This window comes from Flavobacterium sp. AED, assembly GCF_000812945.1.
Taxonomy (GTDB): Bacteria; Bacteroidota; Bacteroidia; order Flavobacteriales; family Flavobacteriaceae; genus Flavobacterium.
On the sequence record NZ_JSYM01000004.1, the window covers coordinates 158688 to 183806 of the forward strand.

Annotated in this window: 16 protein-coding genes; 14 read left to right on the top strand and 2 right to left on the bottom strand. The window is 35.1% G+C overall.

What is annotated here, in order from left to right:
* Nucleotides 1-8: 8 nt before the first annotated feature.
* Nucleotides 9-1034, bottom strand: coding sequence for an aldose epimerase family protein (locus OA85_RS14230; protein ID WP_231557111.1), 1026 nt, complete (start codon nt 1032-1034; stop codon nt 9-11).
* A 128-nt stretch (nt 1035-1162) separates the two neighbouring features.
* On the opposite strand from OA85_RS14230, the gene OA85_RS14235 reads away from it, so the two are divergent.
* The 3 genes from OA85_RS14235 (at nt 1163) to fsa (ending at nt 5294) form a co-directional block, all read left to right on the top strand.
* Nucleotides 1163-2161: a GntR family transcriptional regulator gene (locus tag OA85_RS14235; RefSeq protein WP_039110450.1), complete on the top strand. Its 999-nt coding sequence runs from the start codon at nt 1163-1165 to the stop codon at nt 2159-2161.
* 409 nt (nt 2162-2570) lie between these two features.
* A complete protein-coding gene (locus tag OA85_RS14240) occupies nt 2571-4610 on the top strand; it encodes a transketolase (RefSeq protein ID WP_039110451.1) in 2040 nt (679 codons plus the stop codon).
* A 27-nt stretch (nt 4611-4637) separates the two neighbouring features.
* Nucleotides 4638-5294 carry a fructose-6-phosphate aldolase gene (gene fsa / locus OA85_RS14245; RefSeq protein ID WP_039110452.1) on the top strand — a complete coding sequence of 219 codons (657 nt, stop codon included), beginning with the start codon at nt 4638-4640 and terminating at the stop codon, nt 5292-5294.
* 204 nt (nt 5295-5498) lie between these two features.
* Here the strand turns inward: fsa and OA85_RS14250 are convergent, their stop codons facing one another.
* Nucleotides 5499-6188, bottom strand: coding sequence for an NUDIX domain-containing protein (locus OA85_RS14250; RefSeq protein ID WP_039110453.1), 690 nt, complete (start codon nt 6186-6188; stop codon nt 5499-5501).
* A gap of 634 nt (nt 6189-6822) precedes the next feature.
* Between OA85_RS14250 and OA85_RS14255 the strand changes: the two genes are divergently transcribed.
* The 11 genes from OA85_RS14255 (at nt 6823) to araA (ending at nt 25105) form a co-directional block, all read left to right on the top strand.
* The gene (locus tag OA85_RS14255) at nt 6823-9870 is read left to right on the top strand and encodes a TonB-dependent receptor (RefSeq protein ID WP_082014178.1); all 3048 of its coding nucleotides are present in this window, start codon (nt 6823-6825) and stop codon (nt 9868-9870) included.
* A gap of 31 nt (nt 9871-9901) precedes the next feature.
* On the top strand, nt 9902-11464 hold the full coding sequence (locus OA85_RS14260; protein WP_039110454.1) for a RagB/SusD family nutrient uptake outer membrane protein: 1563 nt from the start codon (nt 9902-9904) through the stop codon (nt 11462-11464).
* A 99-nt stretch (nt 11465-11563) separates the two neighbouring features.
* Entirely contained in the window at nt 11564-13111 is a 1548-nt protein-coding gene (locus OA85_RS14265; RefSeq protein ID WP_039110455.1) for an alpha-N-arabinofuranosidase, read from the top strand.
* An 11-nt stretch (nt 13112-13122) separates the two neighbouring features.
* A complete protein-coding gene (locus tag OA85_RS14270) occupies nt 13123-14739 on the top strand; it encodes an arabinan endo-1,5-alpha-L-arabinosidase (protein WP_039110456.1) in 1617 nt (538 codons plus the stop codon).
* 85 nt (nt 14740-14824) lie between these two features.
* Nucleotides 14825-15820, top strand: coding sequence for a glycoside hydrolase family 43 protein (locus OA85_RS14275; protein WP_082014179.1), 996 nt, complete (start codon nt 14825-14827; stop codon nt 15818-15820).
* A gap of 108 nt (nt 15821-15928) precedes the next feature.
* Complete coding sequence (locus tag OA85_RS14280; protein ID WP_039110457.1) at nt 15929-16909, top strand: arabinan endo-1,5-alpha-L-arabinosidase; 981 nt, start codon at nt 15929-15931, stop codon at nt 16907-16909.
* Between the two features lie 33 nt (nt 16910-16942).
* A complete protein-coding gene (locus OA85_RS14285; protein WP_039110458.1) occupies nt 16943-18910 on the top strand; it encodes a glycoside hydrolase family 127 protein in 1968 nt (655 codons plus the stop codon).
* Nucleotides 18911-19002: 92 nt separating this feature from the next.
* Nucleotides 19003-20988: an alpha-L-arabinofuranosidase C-terminal domain-containing protein gene (locus OA85_RS14290; protein ID WP_039110459.1), complete on the top strand. Its 1986-nt coding sequence runs from the start codon at nt 19003-19005 to the stop codon at nt 20986-20988.
* A gap of 167 nt (nt 20989-21155) precedes the next feature.
* Entirely contained in the window at nt 21156-22847 is a 1692-nt protein-coding gene (locus OA85_RS14295; protein ID WP_039110460.1) for a ribulokinase, read from the top strand.
* Complete coding sequence (locus tag OA85_RS14300; protein WP_039110461.1) at nt 22840-23532, top strand: L-ribulose-5-phosphate 4-epimerase; 693 nt, start codon at nt 22840-22842, stop codon at nt 23530-23532. The genes OA85_RS14295 and OA85_RS14300 overlap by 8 nt, the downstream gene beginning before the upstream one ends.
* Before the next feature lie 58 nt (nt 23533-23590).
* Nucleotides 23591-25105 (top strand): L-arabinose isomerase, encoded by a 1515-nt coding sequence (araA, locus tag OA85_RS14305; RefSeq protein WP_039110463.1) that lies wholly within the window; start codon nt 23591-23593, stop codon nt 25103-25105.
* Nucleotides 25106-25119: the final 14 nt, after the last annotated feature.

The following is a 25119-nucleotide window of genomic DNA, read 5'->3' on the forward strand; positions in this document are numbered from 1 at the left end:
CGTTTTTGTTAAAAGGATTGAAACTTATAGATCGTTTTATGCTTATAAATCTCTTCTTTTTTTAAAATCGAATTCGGAAAATACTCGTGATTTGGTGCATCAGGAAAATTTTGTGTTTCAAAACAAATACCACTTAACGAATGATAATCTACATTTCCTTTTCCTTTTACAGTATTGAAACAATTGCCCCCAACATAAATGTGAACTGCCGGTTGGTTGGTATAAACTGCCATTTTTAGATTATTCTTTTTATTAAAAAGCGAAGCCGAAAATTCATTTCCTTTTTCTAAAACAAACGTTGTATCAATTTTTGAAGGGCATTTTTTTGGTTGACTAAAATCAAACGAAGAATTAGTCGTATTTAAAAACCTTCCCGTAGGAATATTTTCGTTTGTCGTTTCTAACATTTTATCGGAATTTATAATCAATTCCTGTTCTGAGATTTCGGATTCGTGACCATCAAGATTAAAATAACTGTGATGCGTCAAATTCACAATGGTATCCTCAGTAGTGTTTGCTTTGTATTCTATAATTAATTCATTTTCCTCCGATAATGTATAGGTTAACTCAATTGCTAATTCTCCAGGATAATTCTCTTCATTATTTGGACTAACGTATGATAACGTTATTGATGGGTTTTTACCTTCATTTACATTTTCTATCTTCCAAATTTTCTGGCTGAAGTTGGCTTTTCCACCATGTAATGAATGGTTATTATTGTTTTTATTCAATTGAATTTTTTTTCCATTCAAACTAAAAATACCATCCTTTATTCTCCCGGCAAATCTCCCAACTGCTGCTCCAAAATAAGGAGCACTTTCTAAATCAAAGGATTCCATGTAGCCTTCTAAAGTATCAAATCCCAAAACTACATCTACAATTTCTCCATTTTTCAATGGCATTTTCAATGACGTAATAGTAGCGCCATAATTAATAACACTTAATTGCATTCCATTTTTGTTAGTCAATTCACAAGAATCGACAATCTCACCTGCAGGCATTAAACCAAATAATTCCATTATATAATTAGACATAAAATATGATATATGTTTTATTTTGATTATTTTTTTACGAAATATTAAATTCAAAATTATACGATTAATTCATTTTAGCATACCAGTACCTACCAGTTTTTCGTATATTGCGCAAAAAATTTCCATTTATGAAAATTATTTCAATCCAAAACAATCTTGGAGTTCCAAAATATAAGCAGATAATTCTCTCCGTTGAAAAGGCAATAGAAGAAGAAAAACTAAAAAAAGGAGACCGGCTTCCTTCTGTAAATAAAGTTTGTTTAGCCTCATCATTGTCACGTGACACTGTTCTACAGGCATACGATGAATTGAAAAAGAGAGGTATTGTTTACGCCATTCCAGGGAAAGGATACTACATTAAAAGTGTTGAAATCACTATAAAACAAAGGATTTTTTTACTTTTTGATGAGTTAAACATTTTCAAAGAAGACACCTATAATTCATTTGTAAAAAACATTGGAAAAAATGCACAGGTAGATATCTTTTTCCATTATTTTAATGTGCAAGTTTTTAAAAAACTAATAAATGACAATAATGGGAATTACACGAAATACATTATAATGCCAACAAACTTAATCGATGTAGCTGAATTTATAAAAACCCTACCAGTAAATGAAGTTTTTATACTAGATCAGACCAATATTGAACTAGAATCCTATCCTGCAATTTACCAGAATCACAAAAAAGACATCTTTAATGGGTTATGCAAAGGAAAATCTAGGTTAAATAAATACAAAAAACTCATTATGATTTTCCCTGGATTTAGAGAACCACCGGGAATGAAAGAAGGTTTTTTAGATTTCTGTAACAATTATTCATTTAATTACGAGGTCATTACCGAGTTTGCCGACAGAGAAATAAGCATCGGTGAAGTATACATCATACCTAACGACAGAGATCTAGTTCGTGTGATTGAAAAATCAAAGCTCCAAAACTTAAAATTAGGCAGTGATTTTGGCATTATTTCCTATAACGAAACTCCTCTCAAAAAAGTAGTGGCAAATGGAATTACGACAATTTCCACAAATTTTGAAGCCATGGGAAAAATTATGGCACAGATGATTCTACAAGGGAAAAAAGAACAAATAGAAAACAAGTGTGCCCTAATTATTCGAAATTCTTTGTAAAAAACAATTCTTTTATTTACATACATAAATTTAAAAAAATAGGAATCTCATTTTTTATTGGCAAAGAAAATGTGATTCCCGTTTTAGAAAAGCAAGAAAAATAATTTATTTGTTATTGTAAAATAAATTTACATATATTTGCAAATGTATTTTTTACACTTATTATTAATTTCTACGTTATTCACTCAAAAACAGTCTCTTATTTGATTGATTTAAAAACCACAGAAAAAAATAATTAAATACAGCAACCCGTTTTTAAAACTATTAGCGCATTAAATTTTGACCAACCACTTCAAAACAGAACCGTTTGAGATGGATTTAGAAACTTTAAATTTTCTATGTTGAAATGCCTATACTAAAAACGAACTATGTACTTTTTCTATTTACACCAAATTATGACAATTAAATTATGAATAAAAAAATTGATCAATTAGCAGCCGATAATATAAGAGCACTTGCCATTTCTATGGTAGAAAAAGCAAATTCAGGACATCCAGGAGGTGCTATGGGAGGTGCTGATTTTATGCACATTTTGTACACTGAATATGTGGATTTTGATCCTACAGAAATGGATTGGACATTTAGAGATCGTTTCTTTATGGATGCGGGACATTTATCAGCGTTAATGTATTCTCAATATTATTTATTGGGGAATTATAAAAAAGAAGACCTTCAAAATTTTAGACAATGGGGCTCTGTTACACCAGGTCACCCAGAAGTAGATGTACTTAGAGGGATTGAAAACACATCAGGTCCACTTGGTCAAGGGCATGCTATGGGAGTTGGAGCCGCTATTGCAGCAAAATTTCTAGATGCAAGATTCAAAGGACTTTTCAATCACAAAATATACGGTTTCATAACTGATGGTGGCGTTCAGGAAGAAATTTCTCAAGGAGCCGGGAGAATCGCGGGACATTTAGGATTGAATAATTTTATCATGTTCTATGATTCTAATAACGTACAGCTTTCTTCTATGACAGAGGAAGTTACCTCAGAAAACACAGCCATGAAATATGAAGCTTGGGGATGGAATGTAATAACCATTGATGGTCATGACCATGATCAAATTAGAAAAGCGTTGAATGAAGCTCATGCAGAATCTGAAAAACCTACTCTGATCATTGGAAAAACAATTATGGGAAAAGGTTGTGTTACTGCAACTGGCGCCATGTACGAAGGAGAATGTGAATTGCATGGAAAACCTATTGGTGACACCAAAGCAGATTATGTAAAAACGCTTATTAATCTAAATGCAAATCCTGAAAATCCGTTTGCCATTTTTGAAGAAGTGGAAACGCATTATGCAAAAATACTAGCAATAAAAGCGGAAAAATCAGCTTATAAAAAACTTCAAATTGCAAGTTGGAGAAAAGAAAATCCGGAACTATCTCAAAAGATGGATTTGTTTTTATCCGGAAAACTACCTGAATTAGATCTAAGTAGCATTATCCAAAAACCAAATGCTGCCACTAGAGATGCTTCATCCGCTGTATTGGCCTATTTAGCGGAAAACGTGGAGAACATGATTGTTTCTTCGGCAGATTTATCCAATAGTGACAAAACAGACGGATTCCTGAAAAAATCATCTGTTTTACAAAAAAATGATTTTAGCGGAGCCTTTTTACAAGCGGGAGTTGCGGAACTTACCATGACTTCAATAGCTAATGGAATTGCACTTCACGGAGGTGTTATTCCTGTAGTAGCAACATTTTTTGTCTTTTCTGATTATATGAAACCTGCCATTCGATTAGCCGCTATTCAAGAACTTCCGGTAAAATATGTTTGGACACACGATTCTTTCCGAGTGGGTGAAGACGGACCAACACACCAACCTATTGAACAGGAAGCGCAAATTCGTTTAATGGAAAAAATAAAAAACCATTCAGGTAATCAAAGTTTTCTGGCGTTGCGCCCTGCAGATGCTATAGAAACATCAGTGGCTTGGAATATGGCATTAAACAATACCAAAACACCAACCGGTTTGATTCTTTCGAGACAAAATATCAAAGACATTCCAGCACAAGGAGCTTCAAGATATGAAGAGGCAACTGAATCAACAAAAGGAGGTTATTTGGTTAAATCAACGCAAGATCCTGATATCACTTTAATTGCAAATGGATCAGAAGTGGCAACACTTTTAGAAGCGGCAGTTATATTGGAAAAATCTAAAAATCTAAAAATAAACGTAGCGTCAATTATATCTGAAGGTTTATTCAAAGAACAATCAAAAGCATACCAAGAAAGCATTATCCCAAAAGGGAAATTAGTATTTGGATTGACTGCTGGGCTTCCGGTAAACCTTGAAGGGTTGATTGGTGATAGCGGAAAAGTAATGGGACTGGACCATTTTGGTTATTCAGCTCCGGCAAGCGTATTGGACGAAAAATTTGGATTTACAAGTGAACACGCTTGTGCAGCAATCCTTAAATATATTGAAGAAAGTAACTAAATAATCAAAAAACTAAATAATAAAGAAATGAAATTTTTTATCGATACCGCAAATTTAAAAGACATAAAAGAAGCCAATGATCTAGGAATTCTAGACGGTGTAACCACTAACCCATCGCTAATGGCGAAGGAAGGAATTACGGGTGCTGAAAATATTATTGCACATTACGTAAAAATATGTGAATTGGTAGATGGCGATGTTAGTGCCGAAGTAATTTCAACTGATTTTGCAGGAATGATTACCGAAGGAGAAAGACTAGCGGCTTTACATCCTCAAATTGTTGTGAAAATTCCAATGATTAAAGATGGTATAAAAGCAATAAAATACTTTTCGAATAAAGGAATCAGAACCAACTGTACTTTAGTATTTTCAGCAGGTCAAGCCTTACTTGCTGCTAAAGCCGGTGCAACTTATGTGTCCCCTTTCATTGGAAGGCTAGACGATATTTCAACAGATGGAATGGCATTAATTGCCGAAATCAAATTGATTTACGATAATTACGGATATGAAACACAAATTTTAGCTGCTTCAGTACGTCACGTCATGCATATTTTGAATTGTGCAAAAATTGGAGCCGATGTAATAACTGGTCCATTAAGCGCCATTGAAGGTTTGCTAAAACATCCCCTTACTGATAGTGGTTTAGCAACATTTTTAGCAGATTATAACAAAGGAAATAGTTAAACCCAAAATTTAGAACTACTTATATTTTAGTCATTTTTATAATTACAGTAGTTCTGATTTATAAGAAATAATCTGAGATCTTGAAATTGTAGTAAATCAAAGAAAATAGGATTATCTCTGCCTAATTTTAGTTAGTTATACAAAAAAAGGAAGCTCTTAAATAAGACTTCCTTTTTTTATGCTCTGAAAACAGACTAAAACTATTTATAAATTCAATACAAAATTATCCAATAATTTTGCATCGTATTTTTCTTTGTCAAAGGTATATAGGTACGATCCTTTTCTGGAGGACATCATGTCTTTCTCTTCTAATTTTATAAGAATATCTAACGAATTGATTTTACTGATAAAATTTCTTTTGTCCAGTTCTTTACTTAAAATGGCTTCGTATAATTCCAATAATTGACGCATGGTAAATTTTTCTGGCAAAAGCTCAAATCCAACCGGTTTTATAGAAGTTCTATAACGCAATCTTCTAATAGCGTGTTCTACCATAGAATCATGATCAAAAATTAATTTAGGAGCCTGAGCAATACTAAACCATTGTGCATGATAATTTTGAGTCAATTCTGCGTTGTGATTCTCAATATTAATTAATGCATAATAAGCAACCGATATAGTTCTTTCGACAGGGTCACGATTTATTTCACTGTAGGCATATAATTGTTCCATATAGATATCCTGAAGACCTGTATAGCGATCAAGAATTCTAATTGCGGCAGTATCTAATACTTCTTCTTTTTTAAGAAACCCCCCTATTAAAGACCATTTCCCTTTTTCAGGTTCAAAATCTCTTTTAATCAAAAGTATTTTTAAACCTTCATCATCAAAACCAAAAATGATACAATCTACCGCCAATAAAACTTTATCCGCAGAACTATAACTATTAAGCATACTACTTTTTTTAGGGTAAATATATAAACTTCCTTATAGGTTTCATAATTTTATTAATGTAGATTTTACACTTAGTAAATTTAAAACAAAAAAATGACACTTTAAAATAGGGTTCAATAAGTATTTAACACTTCATTTAAAATAAGGCTTTACGCATTTCAAAATACCCTTTTTACCTTCTAATTTGAAAAAGATAACACGTTGAATTTCAAAATTATTGATTCATGAAATACCATTTCAATCGATTGAGAAGAAAAATGATTCTTTATCAGGTTACAATTTGACTTTTTTTCTAAAAAAAGCACACTTTAAACAAGACTTTTTTTACAATATCACTCTGATTTATAGTTAAAAAAGAGAATATTCCATTTTTTTTTAAAATAATTAACACATCGCGTTTTTTGTAGAAAAGTTTGTTTTTTTACTAAAAGGATGGATTTTAAATAAATAAATTGTAAAAACGGGAACTTTTTTTACAAAACCACAATATTTAAATGTTGTTTTTACACTTAATTTACAAGATGTATTTTTTTAAGGAGTTTTTTTTATCAGATTAATTTGTTTTTGTTGTTTTTTTTTAATTAAATTTACAAATGTAAAATACACACTTATAAATTAACCAAAACAAAACAGAATGAAAACAAACCAACGATTATTTTTCTATTGCAATTTTTTATTGCCAAGAAAAGAATGGCTATTAGCAATAATAGTTATGTTATTTTCTTCTTATACTCTTTCTGCACAACAAGATAAGACTATAAAAGGAATCGTTACATCAACAAAAGACGCGATGCCTTTACCGGGTGTAAATGTTTTAATAAAAGGTACCAACAAAGTAGTTGTTACTGGCTTTGATGGAGAATATTCAATAAAAGCGGACTCAAATGATATTCTTGTCTTCAGTTATATAGGTTTTGCAAATCAAGAAGTTACTGTAGGGAACAAATCTCAATTAAACATAGTAATGAATGATGATTTGAATAAACTAAATGAAGTAGTCGTTGTTGGATACGGAACTCAGAAAAAATCAGATCTTACCGGATCAGTGAGTGTAGTAAACATGGACAATGCCAAAAAAACAGTAAGCTATGATGTTGCAAAAATGCTTCAAGGGCAAGTTGCTGGTGTAACCATGCAAAGCTCTGGAGAACCAGGAGGTTTTGTTAATATTAAAATTAGAGGAATCAGCTCTTTTAGTAATAACAATCCGCTTTTCGTAGTAGATGGTATGATTGTAGACAGTCCTTATGATTTTGCTACAGGAGAAATAGAATCTATGCAAGTTTTAAAAGATGCATCTTCGGCAGCGATTTATGGGGTTCGTGGAGCTAATGGTGTAATCATTATTACTACCAAAAAAGGGAAATCTGGTAAATTTGACATTAAATACAAATCCCTTGTTGGATTTCAAAATGTAGCTAAAAAATGGTCTCTAACTGACAGAGTAGGGTATCAAAATATTACTAGCGCAGCTGAGATAAATGCTGGATTAAGTGTAGCTCCAGGAAATGACCCAACAAGTCCTTCTTATATCAATAATGTAGATACTAACTGGCAAAAAGCGGCATTCCAAACTGGTATCATAGAAAACCATTCCTTAACTTTTAGTGGTGGGGCAGAAAGCTTAGGATATAACATGAATGTAGATTATTTCAAAAACAGCAGCTATCTTAATTCACCACAAGATTACAAGAGATTATCTACCACTTTAAACTTAACAGGTAAAAAAGGGAAATTTAAATACGGTTCAAAAATAGGTTTCACTCAATCTGGTAAAGAAAATTTTAACGAATACAATGCTGGGGAATCGCCAGTTAGTGATTTATTAGGTGCTATTCCTACAATGCCTGTTTATGATGTAAATAGACTAGGTGGATACGGAGGAACAACTAACTTAACACAAAGAGCAATCTCAATGAACGTTATTGGATACAATAACTTAATAACAAATAACGCCAAAAGAAATCGTTTCATTGGGGACATTTGGGGAGAACTTGAAATCGTAAAAGGATTAAAATACAAAATTGACGCTAGTTTTGACAGATTAGATTGGCAAAACAGAAAATTTGTACCGCCAAGTGATTTAGGTTGGTATTACATTACTACTAATGATGAAGCTTCACTAGATGTATCTACTGGAAGTCAGTCTAGAACTTTCCTTAATAATTTATTAACTTACGAAAAAGCAATTGGTAAACATAAATTTGATGTTTTAGCAGGATGGGTTCAAGAAAGAAATGATAATTACAACCACTGGTCAAGAGGTGTGGGTTACAAACCAGGCGAAATTAGCCATTTAGAATATGCTGATGCAACAAGTGCTGGGGAGTATGAAAATACGGTTACTGGTGTATCATACTTGAGTAGAATAAATTACGGCTATGATGATCGTTATTTGTTACAAGCTAACTTTAGACAAGATAAAACGTCTCTTTTTAGCCAAAAATACAATAAAGGTAATTTTTACTCTTTTTCAGGGGCTTGGAAAATTAGTAATGAAAAATTTCTTCACTTACCAGAATGGGTAAGCAATATTAAATTAAGAGGTGGTTACGGTATATTAGGAAATAATACGATACCAACTTATTTCTTCGCTAGTACAATTAATAGTTTTGCTGGTTATGATTTTAATAATCAATTAGCTCCAGGTACAACAGTAGTAAGTGCATTAGATCCAAATGTACATTGGGAAGAAACAAAAACTACCAATGTGGCACTTGAGTTAGGATTATTCAATAATGACTTGCAGTTTACGGCTGAATATTATGTTAAGAAATCAACTGATCTTTTAATTGGTGTTCCATTACCATTTTCAACAGGTGCTTTTCCTGCTAGTGTAACTACAAATGCAGGTGCGGTTAGAAATAACGGTTTAGAGTTTTCTGCAACATACAATAACAATCATCATGATTTCAAGTACAGTATCTCTGCTAACTTAGGAACCTTGAAAAATAAAGTATTACAAATTGGTCTTGATGGAAATCCAATCTATGGTGCTGCTTCAAAAACAGAAGTGGGTAGATCAATAGGTGAGATTTATGCTTATGAAACAAATGGAATTTTTCAAAATGCAGCAGATATTGCTTCATCTCCAACACAAACAAATGCCGGAATTGGGGATGTTAAGTTCAAAGATATCAATGGCGATGGTAAGATTAGTGATCTAGACAGAACATTCCAAGGAATTACAATTCCTAAATACAGTTACGGAATCAACTTTAGCAGTTCATATAAAAACTGGGATTTCTCTATGTTTTGGCAAGGAAGTGGTGGAAACAAGGTATTTGATGGTATGTACCGTAATTTAATGGCTGGTCAATATGGAAACCATAGTACTGACGAACTTAATTATTGGACGCCTACAAATACAAACACGAATGTACCACGTCCAATTATTGGAGATCCAAATGCTAACACAAGAGATTCTAATAGATTTATTGAAAAAGGGGATTATATAAAATTACAAACTATGGAGATTGGATATGAAATTCCTGTTCCAACTGCAAGTTTTATTCAAAAAGCTAAAGTATTTGTAAATGGTCAAAACCTATTGATAATCAGCAAATACAGAGGATACGACCCTGATTTTAATAGCAATGACGGATTGTTCTCTAGAGGATACGATGGTGGTTCATTCCCAAATCCTAGAACTGTTTCTTTAGGACTTGAAGTGAATTTTTAAAACTAACCAAACAAATTAAAAACGAATCAAAATGAAATATAAAATATTTAATTATCTAACCGTTTTCTTCTCACTAGCAGTCGTAACGACTAGTTGTGTTAACAATGAAGATTTAGTTCAAGTTGACCCAAATAATGATGCAGTAGATTCATTCTGGAAAACAGACCAAGACGCTATTGAAGGCGTAAATGCCGCTTACGGAAGCTTATTGACCGATGGTACTTACATGAGAAGTACACCTTTATTATTAGACTTAAAAGGGGATGACACTAGAAGTAACAGTCCATGGGATGCGATGTACAATGTGGGTCGTTTTAACTCAAATGTTTCGAATTCTGCCATTTATGGCTGGGCTTATGAAACGTATTATCAAGGTATTTACCGTGCAAATCAAGTTATAACAAAAGTACCTACTATCGAAATGGCAGATGCAACACTTAAAAATAGAATTCTGGGTCAAGCCTATTTCTTGAGAGGATTGTATTTATTTCATGCAGTAAACATGTTTAAAAGCGTACCATTGCCAACAGAAATTTCTGTTTATTATCCTCAAAAAACAAACGAAGAAGGTTGGGCGCAAGTTATTGCAGATTTCAAAGCTGCTGCTGATTTACTTCCAGCTTCTTATGACAATGTTACTGGTTTAGACGCAGGTCAAAAAGGACGTGCTACTAAAGGAGCAGCTTTAGGATATTTAGGAAAAGCATACTTGTTTACTAAAGATTTTGCAAATGCAAAAACAACATTTAAACAAGTGATTGATTTAGGGGTTTACTCTTTAGTAGCTAATTACCGTGATAACTTTACAGACTCTAACGAAAATAATTCAGAATCACTATTCGAAGTACAATTTAGCAGACAAGCTGGTGGTGTTGATTTAGGTTGGGGTGGTGCTCCAGCTTCTGGTTGGGGGAAAACATCCGCAAGAGCAATTACTTACGGACCTAGAGCTTTTGGATGGACAGACGTACAACCAACAAGAACATTATTTAATGAATTCCATGATGAATTGACTACTTCTGGTGCAGTAGATCCACGTTTAGATGCTACAATGTTTTACAACAAACCAGGTGGAATGCAACTTTATGGACAAAATTTCGCGACTTTTTACGCAGGAAATCCAGGAGATTTAAATGATTTGTTCTGTAGAAAATACGAGAATTCAGATGGGGCTTATGCGAATGAATTCGATTGGCGTTCAGGCATAAACGAGCGTTTATTAAGATATTCTGATATATTACTAATGTATGCTGAATGTTTAAACGAAACAGGCGATACACCAGGTGCATATACTTACATTCAAATGGTTAGAAACAGAGTTGGCTTACCTAATTTAGCTACAGCAAAACCAGGATTAAGTCAAGCTGCCATGAGAGAACAAATAGGTCACGAAAGATTCTTAGAGTTCCCATTAGAAGGGCACCGTTTTGATGATATTCGTCGTTGGGGTTGGTTACAAGATGCTACAAAATTAGCATGGTTAAAATCAAGAGACGTTGAATTTAATTCCTATGCAACAGGGAGAGAATTTTTCCCAATACCACAATTGGAAATGGATAACAATCCAGGAACAATTCAAAACAGTGGTTATTAATATTATTTTGAGTTAGTTAATTATAATTTTAGCATTCTTTAGTATCATGTGGTAAGCTTTTAATTAGCTTACCATGTGATATTATAACTTAGAGACAACATGAAAAAAGCCCTATTAATCTTATTTATTTTTACTTTTTGCAATCAACTTATTGTTGCACAAAAAGAAACCACAGTACTTTCTATAAAAAATACTGCCAATGCACCAACTATCAATAAAAATATCTACGGACATTTTGCAGAACATTTAGGAAGATCAATCTATGGTGGCTTCTTTGTTGGGGATACTTCAAAAATACCAAATACAAATGGAGTCCGTAACGACATTATTGATGCTCTTAAAAAATTAAAAATCCCTAATTTAAGATGGCCAGGCGGTTGTTTTGCGGATACGTATCACTGGAAAGATGGTATTGGTCCAAAAGAAAACAGACCAACAATTGTAAATCAATGGTGGGGAGGAACTACTGAGGACAATAGTTTTGGAACTCATGATTTTTTAAACATGTGTGAATTACTTGGAGCAGAACCTTACTTATCCGGAAATGTGGGAAGCGGTACCGTTCAGGAACTTTCTGATTGGGTACAATACGCCAACTTTGGTGGTAAAAGCCCAATGAGTGATTTGCGTAAAAAAAATGGCAGAACTGCACCTTGGAAAGTAAAAATTTGGGGAATTGGAAATGAAGCTTGGGGTTGCGGAGGTAATATGAAACCGGACTATTATGCTGGCGAATACCGTAAATATGCCACATTTATGTCTGATTGGGAAAACACTGGCGGATTGATGCGTATTGCATCTGGCGCAAGTGATGCCGATTATAATTGGACCGAAACATTAATGAAGAATATCCCAGGAAGTATGTTGGGCGGTGTAGCAATGCACCATTATTCTGTAATTGAATGGAACAAAAAAGGAGATGCAGTAGATTTTACCGAAGGGCAATATTTCACCACCATGAAAGAAGCCTTAAAAATGGATGAACTTATTACCAAACATGGCGCCATCATGGATAAATACGATCCTGAGCAAAAAATTGCTTTGGTTGTAGATGAATGGGGCGGTTGGTACGATGTAGAAAAAGGAAGCAATCCTGGATTTTTATACCAACAAAATACGATGAGAGATGCTGTTTTGGCAGGGGCAACTCTTAATATTTTCAATAACCATGCTGACAGAGTTCGTATGGCTAATCTAGCGCAATGTGTAAATGTTTTGCAAGCCGTTATTCTTACGGATAAAGCCAAAATGATTTTAACACCTACTTATCATGTGATGCAAATGTACAGCGTACATCAAGATGCAAAATTATTACCAATTACAATAAATTCTCCACTATACACCTATAATGGCGAAACACTTCCGGCTTTATCTGCTTCAGCATCAAAAGATAAAAACGGATTAGTTCATATTTCATTAGTAAATATTGACTCTAAAAAAGAAAATAAAATCGAAATCGACATAAAAGAACTTGGAATCAAAAATGTTTCGGGAAGCCTATTAGCATCCCCAAAATTGCAAGATTTCAATTCCTTTGACAACCCAACAAAAATCCAACCGACCGCTTTCAAAGGGTTTGAAATAAAAAAGGGTAAGTTAGTAATAACAGTTCCTCCTTTTTCTGTAATAATGTTAGAAGGTAAATAAAAAAGAATACAATGAAAAAATCAAATTCCATTTTAAAATTAGTACCCTATCTAGTGCTTTTTTTAGTAGCTGTTACCGTTAGTAGTTGTTCGAGTAGTGACGCTCCTACCCCAACTCCAACACCAACTCCTGTGCCGCCAGTAGTGGTTGTACCCGGTTTTCCTGGACCTAGCTATTTAGATAATTATTCCTCCATTTCTTCTTGGGGTTCTAATTCACAATGGAATTTAGCAAACGTTCACGACCCAACAGTTGCCAAATGTGGCGATTATTATTATATGTATCAAACGGATGCTTCTTATGGAAACGCCACTGAAGGACATGGACATTTTTTTTACAGACGTTCTAAAGATCTTGTCAATTGGGAATTTATGGGATCATCTATGACAACAGCTCCGGCTTGGGTAAAGGATTCTTTGAATAACAAAAGAGCAAGAATGAATCCTGCTTTACCACCAATTGAAAATCCTAATTATGGATATTGGGCTCCTTGTGTTCGAAAAGTGGGAAACAAATACCGCATGTATTACAGCATTGTGGTCGATAACCCTATAATTGGAAGTACTTTTGATAACACTTGGGGGGAAAGAGCCTTTATTGGTTTGGCTGAAACCGATGATTTAGCTTCAAATGTTTGGACAGATAAAGGAATGGTGGTTTGTTCAGAACCTGACGGATTAAAACCATATTCTTTTACAGGCACCAGAAATTGGGATGATGCTTATTTCAAATTCAATGCTATTGATCCAAGTTTTGTTGAAACTCCTGGGGGAGAGCAATACCTAATTTACGGATCTTGGCATTCTGGTATTGCAGCCTTAAAACTGAATCCTACAACTGGGAAACCGGATCAATTGAAAACGCTGAGTGATTATGGAACCCGTATTGCCACCCGCAGTGCTACAAGTCGCTGGCAAGGTTCCGAAGGACCAGAGATTATATACAATTCAGATACTGAATATTACTATCTATTCATGGCTTACGACGGACTTGATGTTCCCTACAATACTCGTGTGGCTCGTTCCAAAAACATCATGGGTCCTTATCTAGGAATCAATGGTGCCGATGTGACCAGTGGCGCCGATTGTTGGCCAATGCTAACACATCCTTATTCGTTTAATAATCATACCGGTTGGGTTGGAATCTCACATTGTGCTGTTTTCCAGAACCCAGAAACCAAAGAATGGTTTTATTCGTCTCAAGCACGTTTACCGGAGGGAGTTCCAGGAATTGCAGTATCTAATGCTATAATGATGGGTCACGTTCGTGGCATACAATGGACAGAAGACGGATGGCCAGTAATTGCTCCCGAACGTTATGCTGCCGTACCCACTACAACCATTACCGAATCCTCCTTTTTAGGAACATGGGAACAAATAACGATGAATTACCAATACAAAGTCATTCAGAAATCAGTCACTATATACTTAACTGCCGACAAAAAAGTGAGCGGTGGTGCTACAGGAACTTGGTCGTATGACAGTACCAATAAAACATTAACCGTAAATGGAAATAAATGTAAAGTAAGCGATGCTTGGGACTGGGAAAGTGCAACCCGTAAAGTAACCATAACCTATTCCGGCCTTACTACAGGAGGACTTCCGGTTTGGGGTAAAAAAATAAACTAATTTATTTCCTTTTGCTATTTAATTAAGGAACACAAACGGCCCTTTCTATTTTAGAAAGGGCGTTTGAATAAAAAATAAAACAAAAATGAAAAACATATTTTTAACCCTATTTTCCGTTGTCATAATTTCTTCTTGTAAAACAGTAAAAACTGATGAAGGTATGGCTTCCGCCAATGGGGGGAAAAGCAGCAATTCAATAGTACTCAACAATCCCATCATAAAAGACAAATACACAGGTGATCCTGCAGCTTTGGTTTACAAAGACAAAGTATATCTTTATGCAGGTCACGATGAAGCGCCAAATGATTTCAATTTTTATAAAATGAATGAATGGCTGGTATATTCCTCATCGGATATGGTGCATTGGGAGGAACACCCCGTACCGCTTAAAGTCACTGATTTTGCTTGGGCAACATCCGATGCTTGGGCTTCTCAAGTTATTGAACGCAACGGAAAATTTTATTGGTATGTAACCGTTTCACATGGAGCCATCAATGGGAAAGCCATAGGTGTTGGTGTTTCTGACAGTCCGACAGGCCCTTTCAAAGATGCGTTAGGAAAAGCACTTGTTACTAATGATATGACCACACAAACTAAGATTGATTGGGATGATATTGATCCAACAGTCATGATTGATGATGATGGTCAAGCGTATCTTTTTTGGGGAAATTCCGTTTGTCATTATGCAAAATTAAAAGCAAACATGATTGAGCTTGACGGTCCAATACAAACAATCTCATTACCCAATTTTACCGAAGCTCCTTGGATTCACAAACATAACAATTGGTATTATTTGTCCTACGCTTATCAATTTCCTGAAAAAATCGCCTATGCCATGAGTAAATCTATCAATGGTCCATGGGAATACAAAGGAATTTTGAACGAACTCGCTGGAAACTCAAATACAAATCATCAAGCTATCATTGCGTTCAAAGGAAAAGATTATTTTATTTATCACAATGGTGCTACTCAACCCAATGGTGGCAGTTTTAGAAGATCCGTTTGTGTAGACCGTTTGTATTACAATGAAGATGGAACTATGAAACGAGTAATTATGACTTCGGAAGGGATAACTCAGTAAGTAGTTTCAGTCGCAGTTTTCAGGAATTGCTTTAAACAGGAACGATTAATAAAACCATTTAAACTTACATTTTCTTAAATGACTGATATGGTTTAAAAAAAATAAAACATGAAATTAGATAAAAAAATACAACACCTGCTCCTCATACTTATACTGGCAATAACAACTTCGTCATGGGCGCAGGACATTACTGTTCATGATCCGGTGATGATTAAACAAAAAGACACCTATTATTTATACTGTACAGGACAAGGAATTAGCGTTTTTAGTTCTAAAGACTTGAAAAACTGGAATCCAGAACCTGCGATATTCAATGAAAAACCAGTTTGGGTTGATTCAGTAGTTCCTGATTTTAAAAATCACATTTGGGCACCTGATGTTTCCTTTCACAACAACACCTATTATTTGTATTATTCAGTTTCTGCTTTCGCAAAAAACACTTCGGCGATTGCAGTGGCTACTAATACCACTTTAGATCCAAAAGACCCGGCTTACAAATGGGTAGATCACGGAATTGTAATTCAATCTGTTCCTAACCGTGATATGTGGAATGCAATAGATCCAAATTTAACATTCGATGACAATAACGTTCCTTGGTTGGCTTTTGGTTCTTTTTGGGACGGTTTGAAAATGGTGAAATTAAATCCCGATTTAAAATCAATTGCCCAACCTGAAGAATGGCATACGATAGCCAAACGCAAACGAACTTTCGAATTAGTAGATACTGACCCGGGCGATGCTGCTTTAGAAGCTCCTTTTGTGTTTAGAAAAAACGGGTATTATTACCTGTTCCTTTCTTGGGATTTGTGTTGCCGAGGTGAAAACAGCACTTATAAAGTAGTCGTGGGAAGATCAAAAAACATAACTGGTCCTTATGTAGATAAAGACGGAAAACTATTAACCGAAGGCGGCGGTTCTTTATTGATTCAAGGGGATAAAAACTGGTATGGAGCTGGTCACAACAGCACCTATACTTTTGACGGGAAAGATTACATTATTTTTCATGCCTATGAAATCAAAAATAATGGAAGGCCAAAATTAGAAATCAAAGAATTGCAATGGGATGCCAATTTATGGCCAAAGTTCTAGATTAAATATATAAATCGATTAATAGTAGGTAAAATGACCTTGATAAAAAAAACAATACTAGCAATTTCTGTATTAATGACCGTCTATGGACAGAGCCAACAGCGTACAAAGAAATCAAATGCAACAAAAAAATCAGGTTATACCATCACTCCTGTAAACATTCAGAATGTAAAATTAACCGATGCGTTCTGGTTGCCAATAATAAAAAAGGTACAGGAAAAAACCATCGAATATGCCATTCATAAATGTGAAGAAGAAGGACGTCTTGATAATTTTTTAATTGCAGGCGGGAAAATGAAAGGAACCGTAAAAGGACAAATGCCTTTTGACGATACTGACGTATACAAAATCATCGAAGGCGCTTCAAACACATTAATAAGTGAGCCCAACCCAAAACTCGAAACTTTACTGGATTCGCTCATAAGCATTGTGAAAATTGGTCAGGAAAAAGATGGTTATTTAACGACTTGGAGAACTATAAATCCAGCTAAACCACCAGCTCCATGGGTACCCGTGATAGAAGGAAAGCGTTGGGAATCCTTGCAAATAAGTCATGAATTGTACAACTCAGGCCACATGATAGAAGCTGCCGTTGTGCATTATCAAGCTACCGGAAAAAGAAATTTCTTGGACATTGCCATCAAAAATGCCGATATGTTAGTACGCACTTTTGGTGATGGAGCAACCCAAGTTCATGGTGTTCCAGGTCATCAAATTGTAGAAACTGGTTTGGTAAATCTCTATCAAATCACTAACAACAAAGCCTATTTAAATTTGGCTAAATACTACCTGGACAATAGAGGAAATCCAAAAAACCATAAACTATATGGAACTTATGCACAAGATGACATTCCCGTTATCCAACAAAAAGAACCAGTAGGTCATGCCGTAAGAGCAGTATATATGTATGCAGGAATGACCGATATTGCCGCAATATACAACGACAAAGACTACTTAAATGCCGTAAATGCTTTGTGGACGAACATGGTCAACAAGAAAATGTACATCACTGGTGGGATTGGTGCTATACATGACGGCGAAGCATTTGGTGCAAACTACGAATTACCAAACCTTACAGCCTACAACGAAACTTGCGCCGCTATTGGCGATGTCTATTGGAACCACAGACTGCACAACTTAACTGGCAATTCAGAATATTTTAATGTAATCGAACGCACATTATACAACGGATTAATCTCCGGAATTTCATTAGATGGAAAACAATTTTTCTATCCAAACGCATTAGAATCAGATGGGGTTTACAAAAACAATAGAGGTTCTTGCACTCGCCAATCGTGGTTTGATTGTTCCTGTTGCCCTACCAATTTGATACGTTTTATTCCTTCCATTCCGGGATTGATTTATTCTACAACTAAAGACGTGCTTTATGTGAATTTATATGCTTCCAATACGGCGAAGATAGCATTGGAAAACACAAAGTTGGAAATTTCACAAAAAACCAATTATCCATGGAATGGTAAAGTATCTCTTACCGTTACTCCTAAAAATGAAACTCCATTTACCATAAAATTACGTATTCCAAGCTGGGCGAGAAACCAAGTTTTACCGGGAGATTTATACAGTTATAAAAACACGTCGGCTGCGAAAACTTCAGTTACGATAGACGGAAAACGTATCGCCTATAAAGAAGACAAAGGATATATTACCATTACCAGAAAATGGAAAAAAGGAGAAACAATAGCACTAGATTTCCCTATGGAAGTGAAAGAAGTCGTGACCAATACCAAAGTAGCTGGCAACATAGGAAAAGTAGCTTTAGAATACGGACCAATTGTATATGCTATTGAGGAAATTGACAATGCAACAGCTTTTGATAAAATTGCTATCGATGCAAATGACACTTTCGAAGTTAAAAAAGAATCTAATCTTCTAGAAGGTGTAAATACCATTCAAAACAAAAAATTAAAAGCTATTCCTTATTATTCTTGGTCCAATAGAGGCGTTGGAAAAATGAAAGTCTGGATAGATTATAAAGAATAAAAGAGATATTAAATTATAAAAAAACAGATAATAGACGGAAAGATTAGTGAATTTTAATCCGCTGAATTGAACTTTTAAACAAATAAAGAAACATGAAACCAAATTTAATCACCAAATTAACCCTTTGCGGTTTATTGCTAAATGGTATATACGCCAATGCCCAAAAAATAAATCTCGAAGTAAATACCAGCAAAACAATTACTAAAATTCAACCAACGATGTATGGTGCCTTTTTTGAAGACATTAACTTTGCTGCTGATGGTGGATTGTATGCTGAAATGATCAAGAACCGTTCTTTTGAATTTGACACGCCTCTTATGGGCTGGGAACAACCCAATAGTGATACCCATTCTTTCAATGCAGCATCCGGTATTGCCACAACTATCAAAGCATTAGAAAACAAAACCAATCCTAGTTTTTGTAGAGTTCTTGTAAATAATGACAAAGGATTTGAAATAATTAATACCGGATTTAGAGGAATGGGAATTAAGAAAGATGCTAAGTACAATCTTTCTCTAAAAGCGGCGAATCACAATGGCGCTATCAAAAAAATTATCATCCAATTTATTGATAAAAACAAAAAAGTTTTAGGTGAAACCAGCATTACACCAACATCTAATGACTGGAAAGGGTATTCTGCTCAATTTACAGCAACCCAAACCGAAGCAAAAGCACAATTGAAAATCACTTTTGAAGGAAGTGGAACCATCGATTTAGATATGATTTCATTATTCCCCGAAGACACTTGGAAAAACAGAAAAAATGGTTTACGAAAAGACATCATACAATTATTATATGATATGAAACCAGGATTTTTAAGATTTCCCGGAGGTTGTATTGTTGAAGGAAGAACATTGGCACAACGCTACCAATGGAAAAAAACCGTGGGCGATATAGAAAATAGAGAGACATTAATAAACCGTTGGAATACCGAATTTACACACAAACCAGCACCGGATTATTTCCAGACTTTTGGATTGGGATTTTTTGAATATTTCCAACTTTCCGAAGATCTTGGTGCACAACCCTTACCTATTTTAAGTTGCGGAATGGCTTGTCAATTTAATACTGGGGAATTAGTCCCAATGGATGAATTAGATCCCTATGTGCAAGATGCATTGGATTTAATCGAATTTGCAAATGGCGGCGTTGAAACTCCTTGGGGTAGAATCCGTTCAGAAATGGGGCATCCAAAACCTTTCAATTTAAAACTTATTGGTGTTGGAAACGAACAATGGGGTCCTCAATACATCGAAAGATTTAAAGTATTTGAAAAAGCCATAAAATCAAAATATCCAAAAATGACGATTGTTTCAGGTGCAGGTCCATTTCCAGAAGGTGATTATTTTGATTATGGTATGCAGGAACTTAAAAAGTTAAATGCCGAAATCGTTGATGAGCATTATTATAAAAACCCACAATGGTTTAGAGAAAATGCAACTCGTTATGACAAATACGACAGAAAAGGACCTAAAGTTTTTGCAGGAGAATATGCCGCTCAAAGTGTTGCTATTGCAAGTCCTGATAATAAAAACAACTGGGAATGTGCGTTTTCTGAAGCTGCTTTCATGACTGGTTTAGAAAGAAATGCCGAAGTGGTAAACCTAACTTCCTATGCCCCATTGATGGCGCATGAAGAAGCTTGGCAATGGACACCGGATTTACTTTGGTTCAATAATTTAGAAGCGTATGGTTCTGCTAATTATTATGTTCAAAAATTATTTTCAACCAATAAGGGAACTGACTTAATTGCAATTACCAAAGACGGAAAACCAGTAACTGGCCAAAGTAATTTGTTTGCTTCGGCGGTAAAAGATGTAAATACAAAAGAAGTAATTGTAAAACTGGTTAATACATCCGCAACTGCACAAGAGGTAAATATTGATTTAAAAGGAAGCAAATTAGCGGCTAAAGGAACTCTTATAACACTTACAAGTGCAAACCTGGAAGATGAAAATTCTTTTGCAGCACCTAAAAAAATAAGTCCTACAGAAAAGGAATTTAAGTTAAAAGGTGACAAAGCGCAAACAAGCCTTCCAGCCTATTCAGTAACAGTTTTGAAGTTAAAGATGAAATAATCGCAATAGAATAAATTTATAACAAACGTTTATTATTTATTCTATTCGTAAATACCTGTTTTAATGCTGTTTTAATAAAAATTACAATGTTAAATTAAATTAAGTGTTTTTTATACACTTATAAATTATTTATACTATATTTGTCATTATAATTAAAAGAATCTAGAATGAAAAATTATGTTATAGGATTAGACTATGGAACAGATTCTGTTCGAGCGATGTTAATAGACACTGAAAATGGACAAGAAATAGCATCAAATGTTTGTCATTACAAGCGATGGAAAAACAAGGAATATTGCAACGCATCCATAAACCAGTTTCGTCAACACCCTTTAGATCATATCGAAGGATTAGAAACCACTATAAAATATGTTGTTGAAAATAGCAATGTAGATCCTTCTCTTATACGAAGCATTTGCATCGACACAACCGGTTCTTCTCCTGTACCCGTTACTGAAGATGGAACACCATTAGCTTTGACAAAAGGTTTTGAGAACAATCCTAATGCCATGATGGTACTTTGGAAAGATCATACTGCTATAAATGAAGCCAACGAAATCAATGAGCTTGCCGCTACTTGGGGTGGAGAAAATTTTACCAAATATGTTGGAGGAATTTATTCTTCAGAATGGTTTTGGGCAAAAATTCTACACATAGCCAAACAAGACGAAGCAGTAAAAAATGCCGCTTACACTTGGATGGAACATTGTGATTTAATGACGTATTTATTGATTGATAATAAAGATTTAAAATCATTCAAAAGAAGTCGTTGTGCTGCGGGTCATAAAGCCATGTGGCATGAAGACTGGAATGGTTTACCTCCAGAAGAATTCCTAGGAAAACTACATCCTTATCTTGCGGCACTTCGTGGAAGATTATACGATGAAACGTATACTTCAGACCTTGTAGCAGGAAATTTAAGCCAAGAATGGGCAACCCGATTGGGACTTACAACTGATACGGTTATAGCCGTAGGAACATTCGATGCACACTCTGGTGCTGTAGGAGCAAAAATAGAAGAACACACATTGGTTCGTGTTATGGGAACCTCAACCTGTGATATAATTGTTGCTTCAGAAGAAACAATAGGGACTAAATCAGTTCGTGGAATCTGCGGACAAGTAGATGGCTCTGTAATTCCGGGTTATATCGGTCTTGAAGCAGGTCAATCCGCTTTTGGAGATTTATTGGCTTGGTACAAAGAGTTACTACTATGGCCAACAGATCATTTATTAGCTACTTCTACCCTTTTGACAGCTGCCCAAAAAGAGCAACTAAAAGAAGAAATTAGTGATAATTTAATTATACAATTAACAGCTGAAGCTGAGAAAATCCCAGTATCCGAAAGTGTGCCAATCGCACTAGATTGGATTAACGGAAGAAGAACTCCGGATGCTAATCAGGAAATAAAAAGTGCTATTTCTAATTTATCATTAGGAACCAAAGCGCCTCATTTATTCAAATCTTTGGTTAACGCCATCTGTTTTGGTTCTAAAAAAATCGTAGACCGTTTTGAAGAAGAAGGAGTAAAAATAAACAGCGTCATCGGAATTGGTGGTGTAGCGAGAAAATCTCCTTATATCATGCAAACTTTGGCTAACGTTTTGAACAAGCCTATTAAAATTGCAGCTTCAGACCAAACACCAGCATTAGGCGCCGCTATTTATGCAGCAGTTGCAGCAGGAATTTATCCTAACGTAATTGAAGCCAGTCAAAAAATGGGAAGTGATTTTGATGGAGAATATTTCCCTCAATTAGACAAAGTTGCAGCGTATCACAAGTTGTTGTTAGCGTATGACCAATTAAGTTCATTTGCAGATCCATCTCTTAAAAAACTTCAACAGGAACAGTATGTATAAAGATTTAAAACAAGAATGCTACGAAGCAAACATGCAATTAAACGCATTGAACTTAGTAGTCTATACTTTTGGGAATGTGAGCGCAGTAGATAGAAAAAATGGTGTTTTTGCCATAAAACCCAGCGGCGTTCCTTATGAAGATTTAAAACCGGAAGACATTGTTATTGTGGATTTTGACAACAACATTATCGAAGGCAATATGCGTCCTTCTTCGGATACAAAAACGCATGCTTATTTATATAAAAATTGGCCAAACATTGGCGGTGTGGCACACACTCACGCTACCTATTCTGTGGCTTGGGCACAAGCACAAAGAGACATTCCAATATTTGGAACAACACATGCCGATCACTTAACATCCGATATTCCTTGTGCAGCGCCAATGGTTGACTCACTTATCGAAGGAAATTACGAACACAATACAGGAATCCAAATCTTGGATTGCTTCAAAGAAAAAAATCTTTCTTACGAGGAAGTAGAAATGGTTTTGATAGGCAATCACGGTCCTTTTGCTTGGGGAAAAAATGCAGCGAAAGCGGTTTATAATAGTAAAGTTCTTGAAGTAGTAGCGGAAATGGCTCACTTAACATTACTGATAAATCCAAATGCACCAAGACTGAAAGATTCCTTAATAAAAAAACATTACGAACGTAAACACGGAAAAGACTCGTATTACGGACAGTAATTGTCCAACACATTGAACAGTTAAAACGATTAAACAAATAAACGATTAAACAAAAAATATGATCGATATATCTCAAAAAGAAATTTGGTTTGTAGTAGGAAGCCAAGAATTATACGGTGAAGAAACACTACGAAAAGTAGCGGAACATTCCCAACACATCGCAAAAGGATTAGATGCTTCATCACATATACCGGTAAAAATCGTGTATAAAGATGTGGTAAAGTCTCCAGCTCAAATTACAAATGTATGTTTAGAAGCTAATTCAAACAAAAACTGTATTGGTATTGTGGCTTGGATGCATACTTTTTCGCCAGCTAAAATGTGGATTGGTGGTTTAAGCATTCTTAAAAAACCGTTGTGTCACTTACATACACAATTCAACGCTGAAATTCCATGGGCTTCTATGGATATGGACTTCATGAATTTAAATCAATCGGCTCACGGAGACAGAGAGTTTGGTTTTATCATGTCCAGAATGCGTAAAAAACGTAAAGTGGTTGTAGGACATTGGGAAGACGAACGCGTTCAAAAAAAATTAGGCATTTGGTCCAGAGTGGTTTTAGGTTGGGATGAATTCCAAAACTTAAAAGTTGCGAGAATTGGAGACAATATGCGTGAAGTTGCAGTAACTGAAGGAGATAAAGTCGAAGCCCAAATCCGTTTTGGTTTTTCGGTAAACGGTTTCGACTCTTCAGACGTTATAAAACATATAGATAAAGTTTCTGATGCAGACATCAACAAATTGGTTGAAGTTTATGAAGCTTCGTATACTTTAGCTCCAGCGCTTCAAAAAGGCGGTGCTCAAAGAGACTCATTAGTAGAAGCTGCTAAAATAGAAATAGGCCTTAGAGCTTTCCTTGAAGAAGGTGGTTTCAAAGCGTTTACAGATACTTTCGAAAATCTGGGTTCATTAAAACAACTTCCAGGAATTGCAGTACAACGCCTTATGGCTGATGGATACGGTTTTGGAGGTGAAGGTGACTGGAAAACAGCGGCGATGCTTAGAGCAATGAAAGTAATGAATGTAGGTCTTGAAAGCCAAGGTGGAACTTCATTCATGGAAGATTACACCTATCATTTTACACCTGAAAAATCGTATGTTTTAGGTTCTCACATGTTAGAAATTTGTTCTTCTATTGCTGATGCAAAACCTTCTTGTGAAGTACATCCATTAGGAATTGGAGGAAAAGAAGACCCAGTCCGTTTAGTATTTAACGTAGCTGCAGGAAATGCCATCAATGCTTCATTGATTGATATGGGCAACCGTTTCAGATTGATTGTAAACGAAGTAGAAGCGGTAAAACCTATGGCTGATTTACCTAAACTTCCTGTTGCGCGTGTATTATGGGATTGCAAACCTAACCTTGATATTGCTGCAACTACATGGATCTTAGCAGGTGGTGCGCATCATACCGTGTACAGTCAAGTGCTAACAACGGAATATATGGAAGATTTTGCCGATATTGCAGGCATAGAATTGCTTGTTATTGATGAGAAAACGACTATCAGAGATTTTAAAGATAAAATTAATGCTAACGAAGCGTACTATCATTTGTTTCAGCACGGTCTATAATAACTAAAAAAAAG